This is a genomic window from Sediminibacterium ginsengisoli, from assembly GCF_900167075.1.
Lineage (GTDB): Bacteria > Bacteroidota > Bacteroidia > Chitinophagales > Chitinophagaceae > Sediminibacterium > Sediminibacterium ginsengisoli.
The window spans coordinates 355,833-378,889 of record NZ_FUWH01000003.1; the positions used below are offsets into that span (position 1 = coordinate 355,833).

The following is a 23,057-nucleotide window of genomic DNA, read 5'->3' on the forward strand; positions in this document are numbered from 1 at the left end:
TTGCTGTTCGCCGGATCGATGATCGTTACGCTATTTGTAGTGATCTGTGTTGCATAAGTACCCGATACAGCTGCCGCAGCTGTTGCACCGCTGTTCGTTGCCGTTACCACAGGGTTCACAGAGATCGTGTTACCGTTCACCAGTGAACCTGTCATCGTGCTCGCAGAACCATCGGTCGCGAACGTATAGGTATCACCGTACACTTTCGTTGCGTTTTTCGCAGTGAAGGTCAGCGCCGCTTTGTTAATCGTCAGGCCGCCGTTCACCAGCGTTATGTCATAGTTCGCTGTTACATCTGTGCTGCCGCCATCCCTGATCACAACGCTGTTGTTCGTGATCACGATCGGATATGGTGTTACACTCGCCGCAGCATTAGCAGGTGTACCTGTGCTGGTCAGTGTCAGCGCCGTTACTGTATTGCCCGTCGCTAATGCAGGACTGCTAACGCCCGTTACTGTTACTTCTGAAGCGGTATTCGCAAACGTATGCAGGGTACCGTAAGTCTTCGTTACATCTTTTGCTGTAACGGTGATCTGACGTTTGGTTACCGTTAATACATCTGTCTGGTATGTGATATCATAGTTAGCCGTAACGTCTGTTACCCCGTCTCTGATCGTTACAGCTGTTGGTGTTAAGGTATAAGGGCCTGGTGTTGGTATTACCGGCGCCGGTGCAAGGTTACCGCCGTTGGCAACAGTTACCGTTGACGCTGTAAATGTCTGACCGCTTACCAGGCTGGTTCCGTTTGTTGAAACGTTTGAACCGTTTGTTGGTATGGTATATACATCTCCGTATACCTTACTTACCGGGTTTGCTTTTACATTGATCGCCAGTGGCGTTACAGCAAGTGTACCTGTATTAAGTGTAATGTTATAATTGGCTGTTACGTTCACCGCCGATCCGTTCCTGATCACAACATTACTAAGCGATACCGTGTACGGAGAACCCAGTGGAGTTACGTTCGCTTTGGCCGGATCTCCCAGCGTGCTTGCCTGGCTGATGCTGAATAACACATCGCCGGATGCCAGCGGTGTAGATGCATCTATTGAAACATCTGCAAGCGAGTAGGCTCTTGTTGAACCGTATACCTTGGTCATTGCAGAGCTGTTGATCGTCAGGTTTTTCGCATTGATGGTCAGACCGCCGTTCACATAACTGATGGTGTAGTTCGTTGCAGTAAGACCGGATGGAACGATCGGATATGGTGTTCCGGACGCATTCACTGCTGCCTGTGAGGTTCCGCCGTAGGACACCGTTCCTCCCAATACACCCGGTGTGTTTTCATTTTCCCCGTTCACGAAACCGGAATAAGAAGCAATGGCATATGGGCCTGGGAATACAGCTCCGTCGTAGGTCTTGCTCTGATTCGCTGCAGTAACTGTGAGCAGAGCTTTTGTTACCTGCAGCTGGCCTGGTGCCCGGGTTATTGTATAGTTGACTGTAACATCTGCGTTACCGGCATCCCTGATCACAATTGTTCCCGCACCGATGGTACTTGCATAATAGGGTGATGTGATCACTGGTGCCGTATTTACAGTACCGGAGCTGGTGATCGAAACTGCTGACAAGGTTTGTCCCGATGCAATGCCTGAACCGGTAACGGTTACGGCCGATGCAGTTGTTCCGTAGGTGTAAGTTGCACCATACACTTTGCTCACAAAGTTTGGTGTAACAGTGATGGCTCTTGGATTTACCGTCAGCGCACCATCTGCCAATGTAATAATATAGTTCGATGTTACATTCGTTGCGCCATTGAAGATCTGAACTGTTCCGGAACTGATCGTAATGGGGTAAGTACTTCCTGCCACTGTTGCCGATGCCACTGATCCGGTACTTGTTACGGTTGCTGCCGTAATGCTTTCACCGCTCAGCAACGGTCCTCCCGCTGAAAGCGCTACTGCAGTTCCGTTTGTTGCAAATGTTTTCACATCACCATAGGTCTTGGTGTCGTCATTCGCTTTAATCGTGATCGGCTGAGCTGAAACAGTGATGGTTCCTGTCAGTAATGTAAGATCATAGTTTGCCGTTACATCTGATCCTGTACCGTTCGCGTCTTTGATCACAATCGATCCGGATGTGATTGTTGTATTATAAGGGCTGCCTGCCACAGACGCATTTGCTGCCTGACCCGGACTGGTTACCGTTGCGGCTGTAAGTACCTGGTTAGTAACAAGTGTTCCCGACTCCAATGTTACGGCAGTTCCGTTTGTAAGGAATGATACGGTTGAACCATATTGTTTGCTAAGGCTTATTGCGCGATAGGTCAGCGGAACTTTGGTAATGGTGAGAGTACCTGTTGCCCTGTTGATGGTATAGTTGCTGGTTACATCCACATTACTGCCATCCCTGATCACAACACTTCCGTTAGTGATTGTTGTTGTGTAAGGGCTGCCTGCTACAGTTGCTGTTGCAGGTGCACCGGTGGCGCTTGTTACCACAGCGGCAGTAATGGTATTCCCGGTAGCCAGTGTGCCAACTGTAATGCCCACTGCCGTGCCATCTGATGTAAATGTTTGCGTTGTTCCGTATGGTTTGGAATAGTTATTCGCTTTTACAGTTATTACACGCGGTGTAACGGTCAGTGAATTGTTTACATAGTTGAAATTATAGTTTGCAGCAGTATATGCTCCGCCGGACAGTGTGATCGGGTAAGTAGGCGGACTTACAGGACTGTTATCCACTGCTGTTGTTGAAATAGTCGGTGCTGTTCCTGTTACGCCTGCTGTTGCAAATGTTTCGCTGTACTGATAACCGGTAATGGTTGCTGTAAGTGAAGGGTTTGTATTGCCGTATACTTTTGTTTTTGCATCTGCAGTTACGGTAAGCGTTGCTTTGTTCACTGTAATCTTTACAGGAACCGCAGTTAGGTTATCGCAATAATTGGTACCGCTTACGGATACATAATAACGTGTCGGGAAATCTCCGCCACCCGGGGTGCTGTATACGCCGGCTGCGAGTTGGGTTTCCGTAAGTGTGTTGCCAGAGATTGAAATATTACCTCCCGCAGTTACCTGAGTATTTTTAGTTGACTCCTTCCAGAATGTGAATACCGGGCTTACAACGCTCGACGCCACAGGTGTGATCGACACACTTTGCCCGTAAGTTACTGCCGTAACTTCCACTTCACCCGAAGAAGTGGTTACATTAGATAAGGTTGCGTATGGTCTTACAGTCTTGGTCACAACTGCACTTGTGCTTGTTGCACAGGCACCGGATGTTACCAGCCTCCTGTAAGAATAAACGGTAGTATTTGTTGCGCCGGTGGTTAATGCGGGCGGAGAATATGTTTGGGTATTGTTGGTTCCCGGTGCATCATTCCAGCCTGCACCATCGATATTTACCTGCCAGAGATAATTGTAAGTGCCTGCTCCTGCACCACCGGAAACTGATCCGTTGGTTATTGTGGTGGGTGTTGTATTATGACAGAGCAATTGTGTACCGTTGATTGTATTTACGATAGCTGGCTGTACAACAACTGTAACGCTGGCGCTCGTGTTGCTGCAACCGGTACCGGTAGTGCTCACAGTACGACGGTAATAATATGTTCCGGCAGCAAGCGTTGTTGATGTTTCAGTAAATGCCTGTGAAGTTCCAACCTGGGTAAGGCCTGCCGAAAAGCTGGCATTGGTTGCCCTCTGCCATATATAGGTGTACACACCGTCACCGCCATCTGGTGTTGTCTGCGTGAATGCGCCCGGAGCGGTTCCGTAACATACAGGGTTTGTTGGTGCCGTAATGGTATTATTTCCGATAGCAGGATTTACCGTAACCGAACGCGCAGCACTGTTTGAGGTACATGAACCCGACGTTACCTGCCTTCTGAACTGGTAAGTAACCGGTGTTGCTGTACCGTTCGTTATTGCCGGCAACTGGTATGTTATGCCGTTACGTGTTCCCGATGCATCGTTCCAGGATCCGCCGCCATCGGTGCTCACCTGCCAGTTATAGGTATATGTTCCGGTACCACCGCTGGTTGCCGTCTGGCCCAGCGTATTAGTACCGCTCGCTACCGGAGAACAGAATACCAGTGTAGTGGTGGTGATCGTATTCACCAGTGTTGGCAATACAGTTACCTGTATCACGTTGCTTGCGATAGTACAGTTCGATGCAGAAGTTGCAATCCTTCTGTAATACACATTCAGGATGCTGCCGCCTGCTGTTTCGGTAACAGGATCATAATCTGCTGAATTTGCACCCACAATATCCGTAAACGTTGTGCCATCGGTGCTTCTCTGCCATTGGTAGGTGTATGGGCCGCCACCACCGCCAGCCAGGGATGTGCTTCCGGTAATGTTGCTTGGGTCTCCTGTGGTACAGAAAGATGTTGTACCGCCATAGGTCAGGGTATTGCCGGTAATATCAGCCAGCACATTCACCATCAATGGTGCACTGGTGCTTGCAACACCGCAGACACCTGATGTTACCACCCGGCGGAACCAGGTGCTGGAGGTAAGCTGACCCGTTGTATAACTTTTCGTATTGCTGGATGCAATATCGGTATAGGTTACGTTATTGGTTGATTGCTGCCATTTATAAGTATAGTTGGTGCCATCACCTCCGGTAGGATCCGAACCTGTAAAGGTTGCCGTTGTATTATAACAGATATCAGATGGCGCCACAAAGCTGTTGTTACCCGGCGCGTCCTGTACGATCACCTGCGTGGTGCTGGCAGATGTTCCGCATGCTCCGGTAATTGTCCAGGTAAAGAGATAGGTTCCCCTTGTATTCAGGCCGGTTACTGTAGTATTATATAATGCGGCATTGGTAATAACCGGACCGGCAGGATTTACCGTCCACGCTCCTGTTCCAACAGAAGGCTGGTTACCGGCGAGGGTTACAGTGGAACCCACACAGACAACCTGTTGCGCACCGGTTGAAGAAGCGGTTACCGGCGGATTAACCGTTACAGTTACGTCGCTGTAATTGCCGGCAGGTGTACAATTGCCATTCGCTACTGTCCAGCGGAATACATAAGTACCCACTTCCAGGCCATTTACCGTTGCATTGTTTGCATTCAGATTACTGAACACAGGATTTTGCGTTCCTGGTTTCGTGATTACGCTCCAGGTTCCGGTTCCTGATGCAGGCGCTGTTGCTGCAAGTGTTAGCGGAGAGTACAGACACACGGTCTGGCTGCTGCCCGCATCTGCGGTTGACGGTGCTGCATTTATTTTTACCTGTACTGTTGAAGTTGAAACGCAGGTTCCGTTGTTCAGCTGCCACTGGAACACATAAGTTCCCGGAACCATTCCTGTTACAGAAGTATTGTTACTTGTGTTTGAAGTGATCGTTGGTGTGTTCGGACCGCTCAGGCGTGTCCATAGTCCGGTTTCTGCGCCTGTTGTTGCATTGCCCGACAGGTTAACTGTTGTTACATTACACAGTTCCTGGGCAGTACCTGCATTGGCAGTGTTCGGCGGTGTAGATGAAACCTGGATGGTTACATCGCTTGTAGAAGAAGAACATCCGGTTGTGATGGTCCACCTGAACACATAAGTACCAGGTGCAGCATTCAGGATCTTGGTGGCTGGATTATTCGGCTGGTCGATTACCGCAGATGCATCTCCGGAAACCTTGCTCCAAACGCCAACTCCATAAACCGGCGTATTGCCCGCCATTACAACCGTGCTGTTACATGCATTGTTCTGGTTAGATCCCGCATTTGCAACGGTTGGATCGTGTTCGAGAATTACCCTTACGATATCCTGGTTGGTTCCGCAGGCGCCGTTGGATACGTTCCATGCCAGCAGGTATGAACCCGGTACTGCATTCGGTAAACTGAAATTCGTTCCCGAACCGGTGATCGATCCGGAATATGCAGCAGGTTTGGACAGGATGGTCCATGAACCAGTGCCCGTTGTGATCGACGCCACTTCCAGTGGAACTGAGAAGGTAGACGCAGCACCCATACAATAGTTATACTGGTTGTTCGCCAGCGTTACGCTATTCACTTTGGTAATTGTAGCTGCAGACGGCGTTCCGCTGATGGTTACCGTCTTTGTTGCAGTGGTTGTTCCTGCACAAGCGCCCGTTCCGGTTACACTATATGTAAATACATAGGTCCCCGGCGTTGCCGTTGTTGCAAGCGCAGCATTCGTTGAACCTGAAATTGCCGTAATGGTCGATATAGGACCGCCCGTCTGGGTCCACACGCCTGTGCTTCCTTCCGATCCGCGCAGCTCAACACTCGGTGTGGCGCAGAACGTTGCCGTTGCATTCTGTACAATCGCTTTCTGCTGAACAGTCAGCGCCAGGGTTGCTTCGCTTACAGGACAGATAAATCCTGAGCTTGAAGTCCATTTCAACTGATAAGTACCTGCAACCAGGTTGCTGAGTACTGCATTATATGCTGAGAAACTGGAGAATGTAGGATTGTTAGGACCGCTTACAATAGTCCACAGACCTGAACCGCCGGCTGAAACATCGTTTCCGGTGAGTGTATATGTTGTAGCAGCATCTGCATCACAGATCGCAGCGGTTGCATTGGTTACACCACCGATCAATGCCGGCGTAGGAGGCAATGCTACGTTGATCTTCACATCTGCATAAGTTGACGCACACACGCCGTTGGCAATCGTCCAGCGGAATGTAAATCTGCCGGCCGATAAACCTGTGATCGTTGTGTTCGGTGAATTCGGCGAAGTGATCACTGCACCACCCGGACCTTCTAGCTGCGTCCAGGTTCCGGTTTCAGTTGCCGCAGGCGTAGAACCGGTGAGTGAGGTAGACGTTCCGCAAACTGAAGTTGAAGCTGCACTTGCCGTAGCAACAGTAGTTGCTGCGGATTTAGTTACACTTACTATCGCTTCGGATGCCACGCAACCCGGAGAGTTTTTCTCCAGAGACCATTTGAATTTATAGGTTCCCTCTGCGCTCATTCCGTTCACCGTTGTTTTTCCGTCGCCCGGAGTTGTTGATGTGAACGAAACCACAGCAGGTGTTGTGCCTACCTGTGTCCAGGTACCTACTTCACCTGATCCCGGTGCATTACCAGTCAGGTTAACGGTAGTTCCTGTTGCAAGACATGCTGCAGCGTCCGCAGAAGCAACCGATTGCTTAGGACCAGCAGTTGCTGTTGATGTATAGGTTACGGTATGGCTTGTTGTACCACACGCATTGGTGATCGTCCAGGTAAGCTGGTAAACTGCAGATGCGGCAAGGCCGGAGATCACAGCTTTCGGATCATGCGGATCGGAGAACATCACCGCAGGGGTAGATGTCCAGGTTCCGGTTTCATTCAGTACCGGCTCGTTACCATTCAGCGTAATCGGAGTTGCATTACATACAGAGAGGTTCGCTCCGGCATTCGCCTGTGTTGGTGTGGTAGAAGCCACCAGTACCGTTACATCAGACTGCTTATTATCACAACCATCGTTACCGGTAATGATCCAGCGGAAAGTATACGCGCCGTTTACCAGATTGGAAATATGTGTTGTAGGATTGGTAACATTGTTAACAGTCACAGCAGGTGAGCCCAGCGGCTGGCTTACGATAGACCATTTGCCGGTTCCGTTCACCGCGTCATTACCGGCGAGGTCCGTCTCTGTTACATTACAGGCCAGGAACTGTTTGGTACCTGCGTTAGATGGTGTAGGCTGCTGTGAAACGATCACTGCCACATCCATAAATGCATCTGCACATCCCCCCGCACCGTTGTTGGTCGTTCTTTTCAGACGGATAATATAAGTACCGATCTTGTTCAGCCCGATCAGAGAAAGGCTATTGCCGCTTACATTATTGAACCCGGTTCCGGCAACAGATATGATCGATGCTCCCGCCGGTGCGCTTACCAGCATCCATTGTGTCTGGTCGCCTCCGGTGTAGGTAAAGGGAATAGAGGTTGTATTATCACCGCAATTCAGCGTGATCGGAGATGTGGTTGGTGCCGTAAGACTAATGGTAGGTGCCGATACATAGTTAACGGTATAAACGCCGGATGAACTACATCCGCTAGTGGAAGTTACAGTATAACGGAACGTACTTGTGCTTCCGGCGGTAAGTCCGCTTACGGTTGTGGTTGGAGATGCCGGATTGTCTACAGTACCTGTTCCTGACAGACGTACCCATGAAACACTTTCACCCGTGATACCTGGTACCGGCCCGTTCAGGATCGCTGTAGTACGCGTATCGCAGAAGGTCTGTACACTATTGCCTACTGTTGTAATTCCTTTTTTAGGTGCCGGAACGGTGATCTGTACGGTTGGTGTTCCGTTCGCACAGGGGCCGGAGACGTTCCATCTTAATATATACGTTCCCTCTACCAGTCCTCGTACCCATGTATTATTCACATTCTTATTGTCGAATGTCACACCGGAAGGGCCGGATACCAGCTCCCATGTACCCTGCTGTCCGCGTGTATTATCGCCGGCATAAGAGCCGTTCAACTGTGTTGCCTGGGTAAGATTATAACAATCATTGAGCGTCTGGTTGCTTCCGGCAGTAACCGGTGTAACGCCGCCGCCATTGCTTACAGTAATGTCGCTGGTAGAAATACAGCCATTGGTATTGCTCAGTGTCCAGCGCAGTGTGGTAACACCAGACTGGTTACTTGGAACAGAAAGTGTTGTTGTAGGAGAAGACGGGTTGTTAATGCTAATACCGTTTGTACTTCCCACAATACTCCAGGTTCCGCTTTCGCCGGCAACAAGCGTATTGGCTGCCAGGGGCGCAGAGGTACCGGGACAAACCAGCAGGTTCGCGCCGGCATTTGCCAGGTTCGCCGCCTTGGTAGAATATTCTACTTCCTGGTAGATCAGAGACCCGTCCGAACACTGGCTTGATAAACGGAACTTATAGGTATTACCCGGTGCATAACCCGTTACCGGCGCGTTCACGTTCTTACTGCCATCACCATTTGTGGTGATCACAGCCGTTCCGATGGTCACAGCCGGACCGCCCACCTGGGTCCACACGGCAGGAACACCGCCGGATAAGACAGTATTTCCGTTTGTTTTACCCTTCAGAATGAAAGCATCGCCGGGGCAGACAGCACCGTCGATACCGGCATTAACCGTACAGTTCTGAGCTGATGCATTAAATGTAAAAGCGCTAAGAATAAGTAGTACAAAGCAGGCCCTAAACAGGAGTAAATGTCTCTTCATTAAACAGTAGTATTAGCGTTGCAAAATTAGACCGGGCCTGAAAAAGCCACTGTAGCGGCAATTGGCAATCGGAGTACATTTTTGTGTAGTAAATCGTAGATATTAGTTTGTCTGGCTGTAGATAAATGTGTACAAATGGAAAGTGTCTGTAATTTTTGTTTTTCCGTTGCCCTTGCTTTTATGGTTTAACTTTGCAACATGACACTGCATATCCGCAATATGGTCTGTAACCGCTGTATCATGGTTGTTGGCACGGAACTGGAAAAAATGGGGCTGCATCCGCTTTCCGTTTCGCTGGGTTATGTGGAATTGAAAGAGGCACTTACAGATAGTCAGTTCGCCGAATTAAATAAGAAACTGGTAGACCTGGGTTTTGAAATTCTGGACGACCGCAAAAGCCGCATCATCGAGAAGATCAAAAACGAACTGGTTACACTGGCTCATTATACGGAAGAACAGCCCAGGGAAAACATTTCCAGCTATCTGAGCAGCCGTCTCCATCACGATTATAATTACCTGAGCTCCCTTTTTTCTGAATCTGAGGGCACTACAATAGAAAAATATTTCATTGCCCAGAAAATAGAACGGGTGAAGGAACTGCTCGAATATGATGAACTCACGTTGTCGGGCATAGCACTCGAAATGGGTTATAGCAGTGTTGCCCACCTGAGCAGCCAGTTTAAAAAGGTGACGGGGCAGACACCCTCGCAATATAAAACCACTCTCAACCGGGCAGGCCGCACTCCGCTGGACAAACTGTAAATCCTGCAAATCATTCCGTTAATTCTGTAATAAGCAGGTTCAATGCGCACCGGAACTTTGTATCATAAACTATTATTATGCAAAAGAATTCCGGCCAGACCGTTTTCCTGCCTGTTGAAGGAATGGAAAGCGAACATTGTGCCCTCATTATATCAAAAGGACTCGACCAGGTTCCGGGTATCAGTGCGCATACCGAAGAACTGAACAATACGCGGGTCATATTACACGGGCAGGATCCTGCCACCATCACCCGCAATGCCGCGGAGAAAATCAATTCGCTGGGTTACCGGGTGCCGCAGGTAACCAAAACCTTCCCGTTACTTCATATGACCTGCGCTTCCTGTGCCGCCAGTGCAACCAGCATCCTGGAGCAGGTGCCGGGTGTACTGGAGGTGTCCGTCAATTATGCCGGAGCACAGGCGCGGATTTCTTTTGTTCCCGGACTTACCGGACCTGCACAGCTAAAACAGGCGCTGCAATCGATCGGATACGACCTGGTTATTGAAGAGGGTGATACTACGGATCTGCTGGAAGAATTAAAACAGGTCCGGCACAAACAACTTCGCCGCAGAACACTGATCGCCATTGCGCTCTCCATCCCTTTGTTCATCATCGCTATGTTTTTCATGGATATGCCCTATGCCGATTATATTATGTGGGCATTGTCAACGCCTGTCGTGTTTCTCTGCGGCCAGCCTTTTTTTACAGGTGCCTGGAAACAATTACGGCATTTTTCCGCCAATATGGATACACTCGTGGCGCTGAGCACGGGCGTTGCTTACCTGTTCAGTGTTTTCAATACCCTTATGCCCGGCTACTGGCATTCGCGCGGATTGCATGCACATGTTTATTTTGAATCTGCCGCCATAGTGATCACGTTTGTCCTGTTGGGTAAAATGCTGGAAGAAAAAGCGAGGGCCAACACATCATTTGCGCTGAAAAAACTGGCAGGACTGCAGCCTTCAACAGTAATGGTAGTGGATGAAAACGGCCAGCCGCATGAAACAGCAATTGCTGCGGTACAGATCAACGACCTGATACAGGTAAAGCCGGGAGAGAAAATTGCGGTAGACGGAACTTTAACCGAAGGCAGTTCTTTTGTAGACGAAAGCATGATCAGCGGCGAGCCTGTTCCGGCAGAAAAAATGCCCGGCAGTAAAGTATTCGCCGGAACCATTAACCAGAAAGGCAGCTTCCGTTTCAGGGCAGATAAGGTTGGTGGAGAAACACTACTGGCACGCATCATTGCACAGGTCCGCGAAGCACAGGGAAGTAAAGCACCCGTTCAGCAGCTCGTAGACAAAATTGCCGGAGTGTTTGTTCCTGTTGTAATTGTCATTTCACTTGTTGCATTCGGTACCTGGTTCATCTGGGGCGGAACAAACGGTTTACAGCAGGGCTTGATGAGTATGGTAACGGTGCTGGTCATCGCTTGCCCCTGTGCACTGGGCCTCGCAACACCTACGGCAGTAATGGTAGGGATCGGCAAAGCCGCAGAAACGGGGATTCTTATAAAAGATGCCGAAAGCCTGGAAACAGCACGTCGTATATCTGCTGTTGTGCTGGATAAAACCGGAACCATTACAGAGGGTAAGCCGAAAGTTGAAACCGTTTTCTGGCTCAATGACAACGAACAGTACCAACCAGAGCTCACAGCCATCGAACAAAGATCGGAGCATCCGCTGGCGGCAGCTGTTGTTTCTTATCTCGGTCAGCAAAACAGACCCGTTAACATCAGCAGTTTTGAAAGCGTTACCGGTAAGGGAGCGGTAGCTTATACAGGTGAAATAAAATGGCTGATCGGGAACCGGCAGTTATTATCAGACCATGCCGTTGTGACCGATACGGCCGCAGAACAGGCAGCAGCAGATTTTTCCGGGCAGGGTGCCACTGTTATTTATTTCGCACGGGATAAAAAAACGGTGGCCGTTCTTGCCATTACTGATAAAGTAAAGCCCGGATCTGTTCTCGCTGTTTCGCATTTGCAAAACGCGGGTATCGAAGTTTATATGCTTACCGGCGACCAGGAAACTGCGGCTGCTGCCATTGCAAAACAGGCTGGTATAAAACATTACAAGGCAGGAATGCTGCCGCATGAAAAAGCAGCATTTATAAAAGATTTACAGCAGCAGGGAAAAGTGGTAGCTATGGCGGGCGATGGCATCAACGACAGTAATGCACTTGCCCAATCCGATGTTGGCATTGCCATGGGCAGCGGAAGCGCAATTGCCATGGATGTGGCAAGAATGACCATTATCGCTTCGGACCTTTTAAAAATACCGCAGGCAATCCGGCTTTCCGTTTATACGGTGAAAGCCATACGACAAAACCTTTTCTGGGCATTTATCTATAACCTGATCGGGATTCCGCTTGCCGCAGGTGTTTTGTTTCCGCTGAACGGCTTCCTGCTCGATCCCATGATTGCAGGTGCTGCCATGGCGCTTAGTTCTGTTTCCGTGGTCAGTAACAGTCTCCGGCTTAAATTCAGAAAACTGCCCGCATAACATAGAATTATATAAAGGATCCCTGCAATACTGTAAGGGTTATCCGTCTTCTCATAAGAACTTTGTATCAAATAAACAATCATGCAAAACCTGACATTCAAGACCAATATCAAATGCGCCGGCTGTATAGAGAAAGTAACACCGGTGCTCGACCGCGAGATCGGAACCGGCAAATGGCATGTAGCTACCGATCAGCCATCAAAAACACTTACCGTTACATCGGATCTTACTGCAGAAAAAGTGATCGCACTGGTGCAATCGGCCGGGTTTTCTGCGGAAGAACAAAACTGATCATCATTTCAAAACATCAATCTATACACATGAAAACTATGATCGCCACAATTGTATGCTGCTTTGCTTTTTTAACAACAAAAGCAGCTGCAAAAACAGAACAACCCTTAAGCGCAACGCTTACATTTTATTACAACATTAAAAATGCGCTTGTAGCGGGTGATGCCGCTGCAGCCGCCAGCCAGGCCGCGTCTTTTCTCGATGCAGTAAACAATGCTAACACAACATCGCTCGGTTCAAAGGAACAGGAAGCATTCTCGGCTTTACGCCAGAAACTGGCTGCCGATGCCAAAAAGATAACTGAGAATAAAGATCTTGCTGCACAGCGCGCAAGCTTTACAACGCTTTCTGATAACATGTACAAGCTGGCAAAAGCAGTAAAGCTTTCATCCGATCCCGTTTACCAGGCGTATTGTCCTATGAAAAAAGCATACTGGCTGAGCAGCGAAGCCGCCATTAAAAATCCTTACTATGGCAGCAGCATGCTTACTTGCGGTAAGGTCAGCGATACTATTCACTAAACCGCTTCCTTCATCTCCTTTAACCCGAACCCATGCGCTCCTTTCTTCTCAAAAGCAGTATCCTTCTTTCATTTATTTTCAGCACCGCTCTGCGCTTGTCTGCACAAAGGGTTGTCCGCTATGATCTGCATGTAAAAGACACGAGCGTCAACTACACGGGGAAACAGAAAAAAGCCATTGCTATCAATGGTACGATCCCCGCGCCGGAACTGCATTTTACAGAAGACGATACCGCTGAGATTTATGTTCACAACGGGATGAAGGTAGAGACGTCTGTTCACTGGCATGGACTTATCCTTCCCAACCGCTACGATGGCGTACCTTATCTTACCACGGCTCCCATCCGGGCCGGGGAAACCAGGCTCTTCCGTTTTCCACTGGTACAGAACGGTACTTACTGGTATCATTCCCATACCAGCCTGCAGGAACAATCAGGTATGTATGGTCCGCTGATCATTCACAAAAGAGAACCGGAGCCGGTTAAAGAATATACGATACTGCTGAGCGACTGGTCTGACGAAAAGCCCTACGAGATACACCGCAGGCTGCATAACCAGACCGATTGGTATGCGATCAGAAAAGGAAGCACGCAGGATTATGCGCAGGCGGTGAAAGAAGGACATTTCAAAACCAAACTCACCAACGAATGGAAGCGCATGCTGGCCATGGATGTAAGTGATGTTTATTATGAACGGTTCCTCATCAACGGAAAAACCGCGGACCGGTTGCCGGAACTGAAGGCCGGTGAAAAGATAAAGATCCGTGTGATCAATGGCAGCGCTTCTACTTATTTCTGGTTGCGTTTTGCAGGCGGAAAAATGACTGTTGTTGCCAATGATGGTAAAGATGTTGTTCCTGTTGATGTGGACAGGATGATGATCGCTGTTTCTGAAACCTACGATGTGATGGTTACTATCCCCGACCGGAAAAGTTATGAGCTGATGGCCACCGCAGAAGACAGGACCGGATCTGCTTCACTCTGGCTGGGCAGCGGCGATGTGCAGAAAGCAGGACCGCTTCCGAGGCTTCAGTATTTTGAAGGGATGAAGATGATGAACGATATGATGAAAATGAACGGCAGCATGAACGACATGGGAATGCAGATGAGCCTGCAGCAGATGGACATGAATACGGTAATGTATCCTGAAATAACCGGTAAAGGAAAGGATTCCATTGCGCCGAAAGAACAGGTTACACTCAATTATGCAATGCTCCGGTCGCCCGAAAGCACCCGCCTGCCGGCAGCGCCAGTAAAAGAACTCCGCTTTGAGCTTACGGGAAACATGAATCGTTATGTATGGAGCCTTGATAATAAAACCGTTTCGGAAACGGATAAGATCATGATCCGCAAAGGCGAAAACCTGCGCATCATTTTATACAATGGCACTATGATGCGGCACCCGATGCACCTGCATGGGCATTTCTTCCGGGTACTCAACGGACAAGGCGATAATGCGCCGCTGAAAACCGTGCTCGACATCATGCCCATGGAAACGGATACCCTTGAATTTGCCGCAACGGAAACGGGTGGCGACTGGTTCTTTCACTGCCATATTTTATATCACATGATGAGCGGCATGGGCAGGATCTTCAGCTATGAGAACAGTGCACCCAACCCTGAAATCCCCGATCCGGCAAAATCATTGAAAAGATTATATCGTGATGATCGGTCTGTACACCCCATGTTACGTGTTGGACTGGAATCGAGCGGTTCAGACGGAGAGTTCATGCTCTCTAATACGAGGTACCAGTTCCAGACGGAATGGCGGGTTGGATTTAATTCGGAAATGGGTTATGAGAGCGAAAGTCATTTCGGGCGTTATTTCGGAAAAATGCAATTTCTCTATGCCTATGCAGGCTGGGATATCCGTTACCGCCCGATGGGAGACCATGAGAAAAATCTATTCGGACAGATCAATACCAAAAATAAACGCGAGGCTTTTTGTGTAGGTGTTCAGTATTTATTCCCGATGCTTGTAACCGGCGATCTTCGTTTTGCAACCGACGGAAAGCTGAGAATTCAGTTCATGCGTGAAGATATTCCACTGAGCAGCCGCCTGCGGTTGGGCTTCATGTGGAATACGGACAAGGAATATATGGGTGGTGTACGTTATATCCTCAATAAGTCCTTATCCATTTCATCGCATTACGACAGCGACATGGGTTTCGGCGCTGGTATCACATTCAGCTACTGATGCGGGTTACTGCTTGCTGATCCCTTTTGCGAGGATGGTAACGCCTTGTTCGGTATGAATGGTATCACCCGATATTTTAACCTGGTCGCCTACGGCCAGCTGCTGATACTGTTGCTGTAAACGGATCCTGCTGATGGTGGTGTTATAATTGGTTCCGTCTTTCGTAATCAGCTCAGCCATATAACCATCTTTACCCGGCGTTATTGAACTAATTGTTCCCGATGCAGAAAACCCGCGTTGTGATGCGCAGAAAGCAAAAAAGCTGATACTGGCTAATACGGTCCATTCTTTTACCCGGAGATATTTAAAAACTGTGGTCATTTTATGCATTTATAAAGGATATGACAATTGTTGTGCCGGTATTTGTTGGAGCCATCAGAGCGTCTCTGAGAGTAATATGCGGTGGCCTGGCTTTTGCAGCAGCAATTGAAAAAAAGCCATGAATTACCATCAATATAAAGCCTGCATAGATGCCTGTCTTGCCTGTGCGGCACTCTGTAATCACTGTGCATCATCCTGTACACAGGAAAACGATGTAACTATGATGGCGGAATGTATCCGGCTGGATATGGAATGTGCAGCTACCTGCTATGTAACTGCGCAGTTACTAAGCCTCGGCAGTGATCTCGCAAAAGATATCACCCGGCTCTGTGCGGAAATTTGTACCCGCTGTGCCGACGAATGTTCAAAACATGATAATGAGCATTGCAGAGAATGTGCCGATGCCTGCAGGAAATGCGCGGAAGCCTGTAAGGCCGTGTAACAAATTTCAAACCGCAGTGCTTCTGGAAATTCGGCATAATCCATACATTATTGTTATTGATCTTCACACTGTTATTGGTCGCCTGACCACAGGTGTTCGGAAGATTAGGTAGCGTTTGATCCGAAGAGCCTGGAACCTGTAGAATGTGTCAGCATTGCCCCCAGAGCAGGACAATGTTCCTCCTCTCTCGCTGATGTCTCCCGAAGGGGACTCAGCGCAGCACGTTCTTGCTATTTCTAACGCTGTTTATAGATTCTAACCTACCGGGAGGTGCTGGTATCTGTTTCGCTCAGGCCGCTGGGCCTCGTCTTTGCGCCAGCGCTGCTTTGGCATCTATCAAACTGTGCTGCGCAGCACGTTCTTGCTATTTCTAAAGATACCTGTGAGCATACATAAGGAACATTGATAAAACCCTGCAACACTACAGCCGGATCGCATTCAGGACGCCATTCCATAAAGCGTGACGTTGTTCAAGTGCGAGAATTGCGGCATTTGCTGCCTCTTCCCATTTTACAGGATCGTTGCCGCACAGATCGCTTACCATTTCCATCGCCAGGTGACTGTGATGTTCCCCGTCTACTTCAATATGACGCTCAAGGTAATATCTGAATGTGTTCAACTGTCCGGCATGTAAGGATGACAACTCACGCACAATACCAATGAACATATCAGGGATCAGGTCTTCACGTCCGAAAGTAAAAACAGCTGCCTGCACATGAACCGGCTCTTTTTCAATCACATGAAAAGTATGACCAATAAAATCACGCACCGGTTCAGGCAGATCCGTGTTATTAAACGCATCATAAACAGACGATCCTTTACGGAGTTCGGTAACCAGTTTATTAATGAGCGATGTATCGGCCCCCATTTCCTGCATTGCTTTGAGGTAAAGTTCGAAATGGCTGGTACGGTTGCCGGACTCGTCTACATCACTTTCTTCACCCAATACAATTTCATTGATCAGGAAGCAGGTATTGGCATTTCCTACCGGTACCCAGGGACTTTGCGCGCAGGTGAGTTGAACCTGCAGCGACTTCAGCAGGCTCATAAAATCCCATACGGCAAATACATGCCATTCTGAGAAGGTTTTAAGCTGTTCAATATCCTGAAACTGTGTATATAAGGGATGAGCAACCAGCTTTTGCCTGGCGGGCTCTATCTGTTGCTTAAGCTGTTCGATGCGGTTGTTCATAAATAGAAAATGTCTGCAAAGGAACAGAAAGAAGAGATAAAAAATGTTAGTTATTGAGTGAATGATTTGAGAAAGATCTTCGCTTTGCGCATCGTTCATGCTTAACGCCATTATCGGTCGCCTGACCCCGGGTGTTCAAGTAGCGTTAATGTTCCTCTTCCCTCGCTGACGTCTCCCGAAGGGGACTCAGCGCTGCACGCACGTGCTATTTCTAAGTTGCTTGTAGATTTTAGTTCACCTCTGCGTTTCCTTTGAAAATTTACAACAGTATTTAGCTAAAATCAAAGTAAAGGCTGACGTCTCCCGAAGGGGACTCAGCGCTGCACGCACTTGCCTTTCTTTTTTAGTTCACCTCTGCGTTTCCTTTGAAAATTTACAACAGTATTTAGCTAAAATCAAAGTAATGGCTGATGTCTCCCGAAGGGGATTCAGCGCTACACGCACTTGCTATTTCTAAAGTTGCTTATAGATTTTAACCTTCAGACGGTGCAGGTATCTGTGTTGCTCAGGCCGCTGGGCCTCGTCTTTGCGCCAGCGCTCCTTTGGCCTCTATGGCAATGTGCTGCGCATCATTCCGATTACCTACGCTTCGCCGGGTACTGAACCCAAAGAGGCGCCTCTGCAAAGACTGGTTGATTTATTTGTGTTATTAAAATACTTCTGAACAGTAGGGGTCGCCTGACCAACTACATTTAAAAATCATGCGTAGTCATCTGCCAGTGCAGCAATAACCGCCCATCCGCCTCTTTATGCCAGACATTGATGCTCTTCCCGTTTACCCGGCCGCTGCTCTGACCGCTGCGCCAGTCCACGGAGTAAACGCCATCGGCAATATAAAATTTACCCGCCTCCAGTAGCCTGGCAATATGAATTGCAACACTGTCAATGCCAACATTAGGATCTTCGTGTTTGATATAATAGCTGTTAATGCTGTCGCGGCCAATGATCATGGGTGAATAATAAGGCATATAGATCGCATCGGTTGTATAGTATGGCGCAAAAAGATGTCCTGTGCGTTGTTTCACAAGTTTCGCAATCTGTTGGTTTTTATCATGTATCGCCCCGTAAGCGTTGCCGGAAGCAGCTGGAGATTTTTTCGTAATAACAGAGGCTTCTTTGATTCCGGTTATTTCAGGCAATTCCTTTTTATCAAACCAGGTTGACGAGCCCCAGATCTGCGATGCCAGTTTCAGTTTTCCCGCGTCATCTTTACGCCACACCTGCACATATTTCCCGTTATAACTGAACGGTGTATTGTTCTTGCGATTGAAGCGGAATATGAAGTTGCCGGTTTCCAAAACATAGTTGCCGGAACTGATTATTCTGAAGGGCGTCTTCGTGAATTCGTTGCCGGAAGTACCGGCCAGCCACTGCCGGAAATATTCCCTGATATGATCGCCGCTGACCCTTGTGTGGTATTCAGGCATTGCAACGGCATCTGCAGCGTACAGGCTTGTGATCTTTTGCAGATCTGCAGCACGCAAAGCAGCTGCAAACTGTTTGTTGAGTGTGACGATCTGTGCAGAATCTGTTGTTGTTACTGATTTGTTGGGGTAATGGTATGATGCGAAAGAAACCAGCGAAAGTACCATGCCCAGCAATGGTGTTAGGAACATGTGGGTTGCTTTATGGTAAGATACGGTTTTAAAGGCAGAAGAGAAACGCCGGGATTATATGAGAATTATTGAAGATCTACGTATCAGAAGGGCGTTATTTGACGAAGCTGCTTGCTTTCGCTGTTTAAGAAATAAGCGTTTTTGGATATTTATGGGTATAAATATGGGTATTTGTTGATTTTTGGGTATTTTTGGGTAATAATACGGGTATGAACATAGAAAGTCTCAAAATAACCCCTGAAATACTCACCCTGATCGCTGAAATAGACGAATTCAAGGGCGCGTGGAGGGCTTTGGGGCAATTAGCTCCGGAACAGCTCTCCTCACTCAAGAAGGTTGCCACGATTGAGAGCATTGGCTCTTCTACCCGTATTGAAGGAAGCAAGCTGACTGATAAGGAAGTTGAGGTTTTGCTTTCCAACCTCGAGATACAAAAATTCGAGACGCGGGATGAACAGGAGGTCGCCGGTTACTCTTCCGTTATGAACCTGATCTTCCAGAGCTACGCCGATATTCCCCTTTCAGAAAACTATATCCAGCAGCTCCACTCTGTTCTTCTTCAGCACAGTGAAAAAGACTACTGGCACAGGGGAAATTATAAAAAGTCTCCAAATCATGTGGAGGCATTTGATGCTCAGGGTAAAAGTCTTGGCGTTGTCTTTGAAACAGCAAGCCCTTTTGAAACCCCTATACGGATGCGCGATCTTGTTGAATGGGCGGCGCAAGCATACGCAGATAAGAAACTTCATCCGCTGCTTATAACAGCAATAGTTGTTGTTGAATTTTTGGCGATACACCCTTTTCAGGATGGCAACGGAAGGTTATCGCGCGTACTAACCACATACCTTCTTTTGAGAGTGGGCTATCATTACGTCCCTTACAGCTCCCTTGAAGCCGTCGTAGAGCAAAGTAAAGAAGGTTATTATCTGGCTTTGCGCCAAACACAGGGCACGCTGAAAAACGAAAGTCCCGATTGGCAACCGTGGGTTCTTTTTTTTCTTCGGGCTTTGCGACATCAGAAGAAACGCCTTGAAGCAAAAGTCGAGCAGGAAAATCTATTGCTTACTCAGTTACCGCAACTCTCACTGCAAATTCTTCAACTGGTAAAATCGAGAGGAAAAGCAACGATTAGCGATATTGTTACTGTCACCGGTGCTAATCGCAATACAGTGAAAAAGCATCTTGAGGCGCTTGTTGATACAAATCGACTACAAAAAAATGGAGTAGGTAAAGGAACCTGGTATTCTTTATAACGGTTGTACCAAAGAAAAAGGCGATTATGATCTAATCATAGTCGCCTTTTTCTTCGTGGTGTGGGCCGGGATCGAACCGGCGACACAAGGATTTTCAGTCCTTTGCTCTACCAACTGAGCTACCGCACCATCCTTCTTCCCTTTCGGGGCAGCAAAAATAGGGGGTTTTCACAAATAATCCACAATTGGCCCCTATTCTTTCTGTATTTTTTTATTCTGTTCTGAAAAAACGCTGCTGTATTGGCCTAGAACTCACAGTTTTTCGGCGTTCTCGCAAATGGGATCACGTCGCGGATATTACCCATGCCGGTTACAAACTGTACCATTCTTTCAAAACCAAGTCCGAATCCGGCATGCGGTACCGTTCCGAAACGGCGGGTATCGAGGTACCAGCTCATTTCTTCGGCAGGGATATGCATGTCCGACATTCTTTTTTCCAGTATTTCCAGGCGCTCTTCCCTTTGTGAGCCACCCACGATCTCGCCGATGCCCGGCGCCAGGATATCCATGGCGGCTACGGTTTTGCCATCGTCGTTCATGCGCATGTAAAACGCCTTGATCGCTGCAGGGTAACCGGTAACGATCACCGGTTTTTTGAAGTGTTTCTCCACCAGGTAACGCTCGTGCTCACTCTGCAGATCGATACCCCAGCTTACTTCGTATTTGAATTTTTTCTTTTTATATGCAGGAGATTCCAGTAAGATGTTGATAGCATCGGTATAAGTGATCCGCTCGAATTTGTTCTCTACCACAAACCGTAATTTTTCCAGCAGACCCAGTTCCGAACGTTCTGCCTGCGGTTTGGATTTTTCTTCTTCGGCCAGGCGCTGGTCAAGGAATGCCAGGTCTTCCGCGTTATGCTCCATCGCGTAGCGGATCAGGTGCTGGATGAAGGCTTCAGCCAGGTTCATGTTGTCTTCGATATCATGAAACGCCATCTCCGGCTCAATCATCCAGAATTCTGCCAGGTGGCGGGTTGTATTGGAATTCTCCGCCCTGAATGTGGGGCCGAATGTATAGATCTCACTGAACGCCATCGCTCCCAGTTCGCCTTCCAGCTGACCGCTTACGGTGAGGTTGGTGCTCTTGCCAAAAAAATCTTCCGAAAAATCGATGCTGCCGTCTTCTTGGGTTGGCGGATTTTCCAGCGGTAATGTTGTTACCCTGAACATCTCGCCAGCACCTTCTGCATCGCTCGATGTAATAATGGGGGTATGCAGGTATACAAAGCCTCTGTCGTTAAAGAACTGGTGCACCGCAAATGCCAGGGAATGCCTGATGCGGAACACAGCGCCGAATGTATTGGTCCTGAAACGCAGGTGCGCTTTCTCACGCAGAAACTCAAGACTATGTTTTTTCGGCTGAAGCGGGTATTTTTCTGCATCACTGTCGCCCAGGATCTCGATCGCTGTTGCTTTTACTTCCACGGCCTGGCCCTTACCCAGGGAGGCAACCACTTCACCGGTCACTTTCAATGACGCTCCCGTGGTAATGCGCTTCAGATCTGCTTCGCCCAGCAGACCCAGTTCTGCCACAACCTGTATATTATTATTAGTGCTTCCGTCGTTTAATGCTATAAACTGGTTGTTGCGGAATGTACGCACCCAACCCATTACGGTCACTTCCTGCCCGATCTGCTCGCCGGACAACAATACTTTGATCTTGGTTCGCTTGTTAAACATAGCTGCAAAGATAAGGGACGCGGCCACTGGGATAAGCCAAACTGCCAACCCAACTGTGTTTTTTGTAAATTTTATTGTATTCTCTTCTTCCTGAGGGCCGTATGTTTGATTTTATATCCCGGAATATAGAATGCATCCTGTATTTTTAGCCGGCTTTTAAAATCCAGATCCAATATGCCTCATAATAACCAGCGGCTTTTTACCTCACTCGTTGAGCTGACGGATGATGCAGTTTTTATTTTAAGTGTGCACGACAACGACTCCCGTTTTATCATGGAATATGTGAACGCAGCCTACCTGCGCCGTTTCAATGTATCGCACGAATCGCTGATCGGGAAAACGCTTGAAGAGTTTCTTTCCGAAGAAAAACAGCCGGCAGTACGGGAACGTTTCGTCCGTTGTGCGAAAGAAAAGAAAGCCCTGCGTTACGAGGAAAATATTCTCCTGGGCAGTGAAACTTTTACCAGTCTGAGCGAAACCATTCCCGTTCCCGATGATGATGGCAACACGCAGTTCATCATCGGCATTTCAAAAGATATCTCGGAAATGAAAAAACAGCGCGATCTGCTTTCCGGCTCCGAGAACACATTGCAGGCTATCATCAACAGTTCAGAAAATATCATTGTTTTCCTAGACCCCGGCCTCAGGATTATTTATGTGAACGACGCAGCTCAAAGACATGCGCATAAATTATTCAATAAACCTTACCAGCTCGGCGATTATATTCTCAGCTATCTCACGGAAACAGAAAAACAGAAATCGATAGAACATATCGACTTCCTGTTAAGCGGCAATAAAAAAAGCTTTGTCTTCGAACATGAATTAACTTATCCCGACGGAGAGGAAGCCTGGTTTGTAAGACGCTATTATCCGGCCTTCGATCATACAGGCGAATACCTGGGTGTAGTGATCTCCTCCATCAACACCATAGAAAGAAAACGCCAGCAACGCAAAATTGAACAGCACCTGCAGACGCTGCGCGAAATCGCTATGATACAATCTCATGATATACGCAGACCCGTAGCCAATATTATTGGCCTCACAGATCTGATCGATCTCACAAAAGCCCCCGCAGAAAATGAAGAAATCCTTGCGCACCTGAAAAAAAGTGTACGCGAGCTGGACGAACAAATCAAACGCATCATCGAAAAAACAAAAAACGAAGGGCTCTGATTAT

General features: G+C 48.1%; 13 protein-coding genes and 1 tRNA gene. 8 read left to right on the plus strand and 6 right to left on the minus strand.

Annotated features, from left to right (window positions below; translation table 11 throughout):
- Positions 1–9,101: beta strand repeat-containing protein (locus B5D42_RS07315; RefSeq protein ID WP_078830802.1), on the minus strand; the 9,101-nt coding region annotated here is incomplete at its 3' end.
- A 198-nt stretch (positions 9,102–9,299) separates the two neighbouring features.
- Between B5D42_RS07315 and B5D42_RS07320 the strand changes: the two genes are divergently transcribed.
- From B5D42_RS07320 to B5D42_RS07340, 5 genes are all read left to right on the plus strand, one after another.
- Complete coding sequence (locus tag B5D42_RS07320; RefSeq protein WP_078830803.1) at positions 9,300–9,863, plus strand: helix-turn-helix domain-containing protein; 564 nt, start codon at positions 9,300–9,302, stop codon at positions 9,861–9,863.
- A 77-nt stretch (positions 9,864–9,940) separates the two neighbouring features.
- Positions 9,941–12,367: a heavy metal translocating P-type ATPase gene (locus B5D42_RS07325; protein WP_078830804.1), complete on the plus strand. Its 2,427-nt coding sequence runs from the start codon at positions 9,941–9,943 to the stop codon at positions 12,365–12,367.
- Between the two features lie 81 nt (positions 12,368–12,448).
- Entirely contained in the window at positions 12,449–12,658 is a 210-nt protein-coding gene (locus tag B5D42_RS07330) for a heavy-metal-associated domain-containing protein (protein WP_078830805.1), read from the plus strand.
- 29 nt (positions 12,659–12,687) lie between these two features.
- Positions 12,688–13,179 carry a DUF3347 domain-containing protein gene (locus B5D42_RS07335; RefSeq protein ID WP_078830806.1) on the plus strand — a complete coding sequence of 164 codons (492 nt, stop codon included), beginning with the start codon at positions 12,688–12,690 and terminating at the stop codon, positions 13,177–13,179.
- Positions 13,180–13,211: 32 nt separating this feature from the next.
- On the plus strand, positions 13,212–15,374 hold the full coding sequence (locus B5D42_RS07340; protein ID WP_078830807.1) for a multicopper oxidase domain-containing protein: 2,163 nt from the start codon (positions 13,212–13,214) through the stop codon (positions 15,372–15,374).
- Positions 15,375–15,380: 6 nt separating this feature from the next.
- Here the strand turns inward: B5D42_RS07340 and B5D42_RS07345 are convergent, their stop codons facing one another.
- On the minus strand, positions 15,381–15,695 hold the full coding sequence (locus tag B5D42_RS07345; RefSeq protein WP_139367035.1) for a hypothetical protein: 315 nt from the start codon (positions 15,693–15,695) through the stop codon (positions 15,381–15,383).
- Between the two features lie 118 nt (positions 15,696–15,813).
- On the opposite strand from B5D42_RS07345, the gene B5D42_RS07350 reads away from it, so the two are divergent.
- Positions 15,814–16,137, plus strand: coding sequence for a four-helix bundle copper-binding protein (locus B5D42_RS07350; RefSeq protein WP_078830809.1), 324 nt, complete (start codon positions 15,814–15,816; stop codon positions 16,135–16,137).
- A 421-nt stretch (positions 16,138–16,558) separates the two neighbouring features.
- Here the strand turns inward: B5D42_RS07350 and B5D42_RS07355 are convergent, their stop codons facing one another.
- Both B5D42_RS07355 and B5D42_RS07360 read right to left on the minus strand, forming a co-directional pair.
- On the minus strand, positions 16,559–17,329 hold the full coding sequence (locus B5D42_RS07355) for a DUF3050 domain-containing protein (RefSeq protein WP_078830810.1): 771 nt from the start codon (positions 17,327–17,329) through the stop codon (positions 16,559–16,561).
- Positions 17,330–18,021: 692 nt separating this feature from the next.
- Positions 18,022–18,945 carry a DUF4440 domain-containing protein gene (locus tag B5D42_RS07360; RefSeq protein WP_078830811.1) on the minus strand — a complete coding sequence of 308 codons (924 nt, stop codon included), beginning with the start codon at positions 18,943–18,945 and terminating at the stop codon, positions 18,022–18,024.
- Between the two features lie 209 nt (positions 18,946–19,154).
- Between B5D42_RS07360 and B5D42_RS07365 the strand changes: the two genes are divergently transcribed.
- Positions 19,155–20,198, plus strand: a complete 1,044-nt coding sequence (locus tag B5D42_RS07365) for a Fic family protein (RefSeq protein ID WP_078830812.1) — start codon at positions 19,155–19,157, stop codon at positions 20,196–20,198.
- Between the two features lie 56 nt (positions 20,199–20,254).
- Here the strand turns inward: B5D42_RS07365 and B5D42_RS07370 are convergent.
- Both B5D42_RS07370 and asnS read right to left on the minus strand, forming a co-directional pair.
- Positions 20,255–20,327: transfer RNA gene (locus tag B5D42_RS07370), tRNA-Phe, on the minus strand.
- A 116-nt stretch (positions 20,328–20,443) separates the two neighbouring features.
- On the minus strand, positions 20,444–21,880 hold the full coding sequence (gene asnS, locus B5D42_RS07375) for an asparagine--tRNA ligase (RefSeq protein WP_078830813.1): 1,437 nt from the start codon (positions 21,878–21,880) through the stop codon (positions 20,444–20,446).
- Positions 21,881–22,054: 174 nt separating this feature from the next.
- Here asnS and B5D42_RS07380 point away from each other — a divergent pair, with 174 nt between their 5' ends.
- Complete coding sequence (locus tag B5D42_RS07380; RefSeq protein WP_078830814.1) at positions 22,055–23,053, plus strand: PAS domain-containing sensor histidine kinase; 999 nt, start codon at positions 22,055–22,057, stop codon at positions 23,051–23,053.
- The last annotated feature ends 4 nt before the right edge of the window (positions 23,054–23,057 follow it).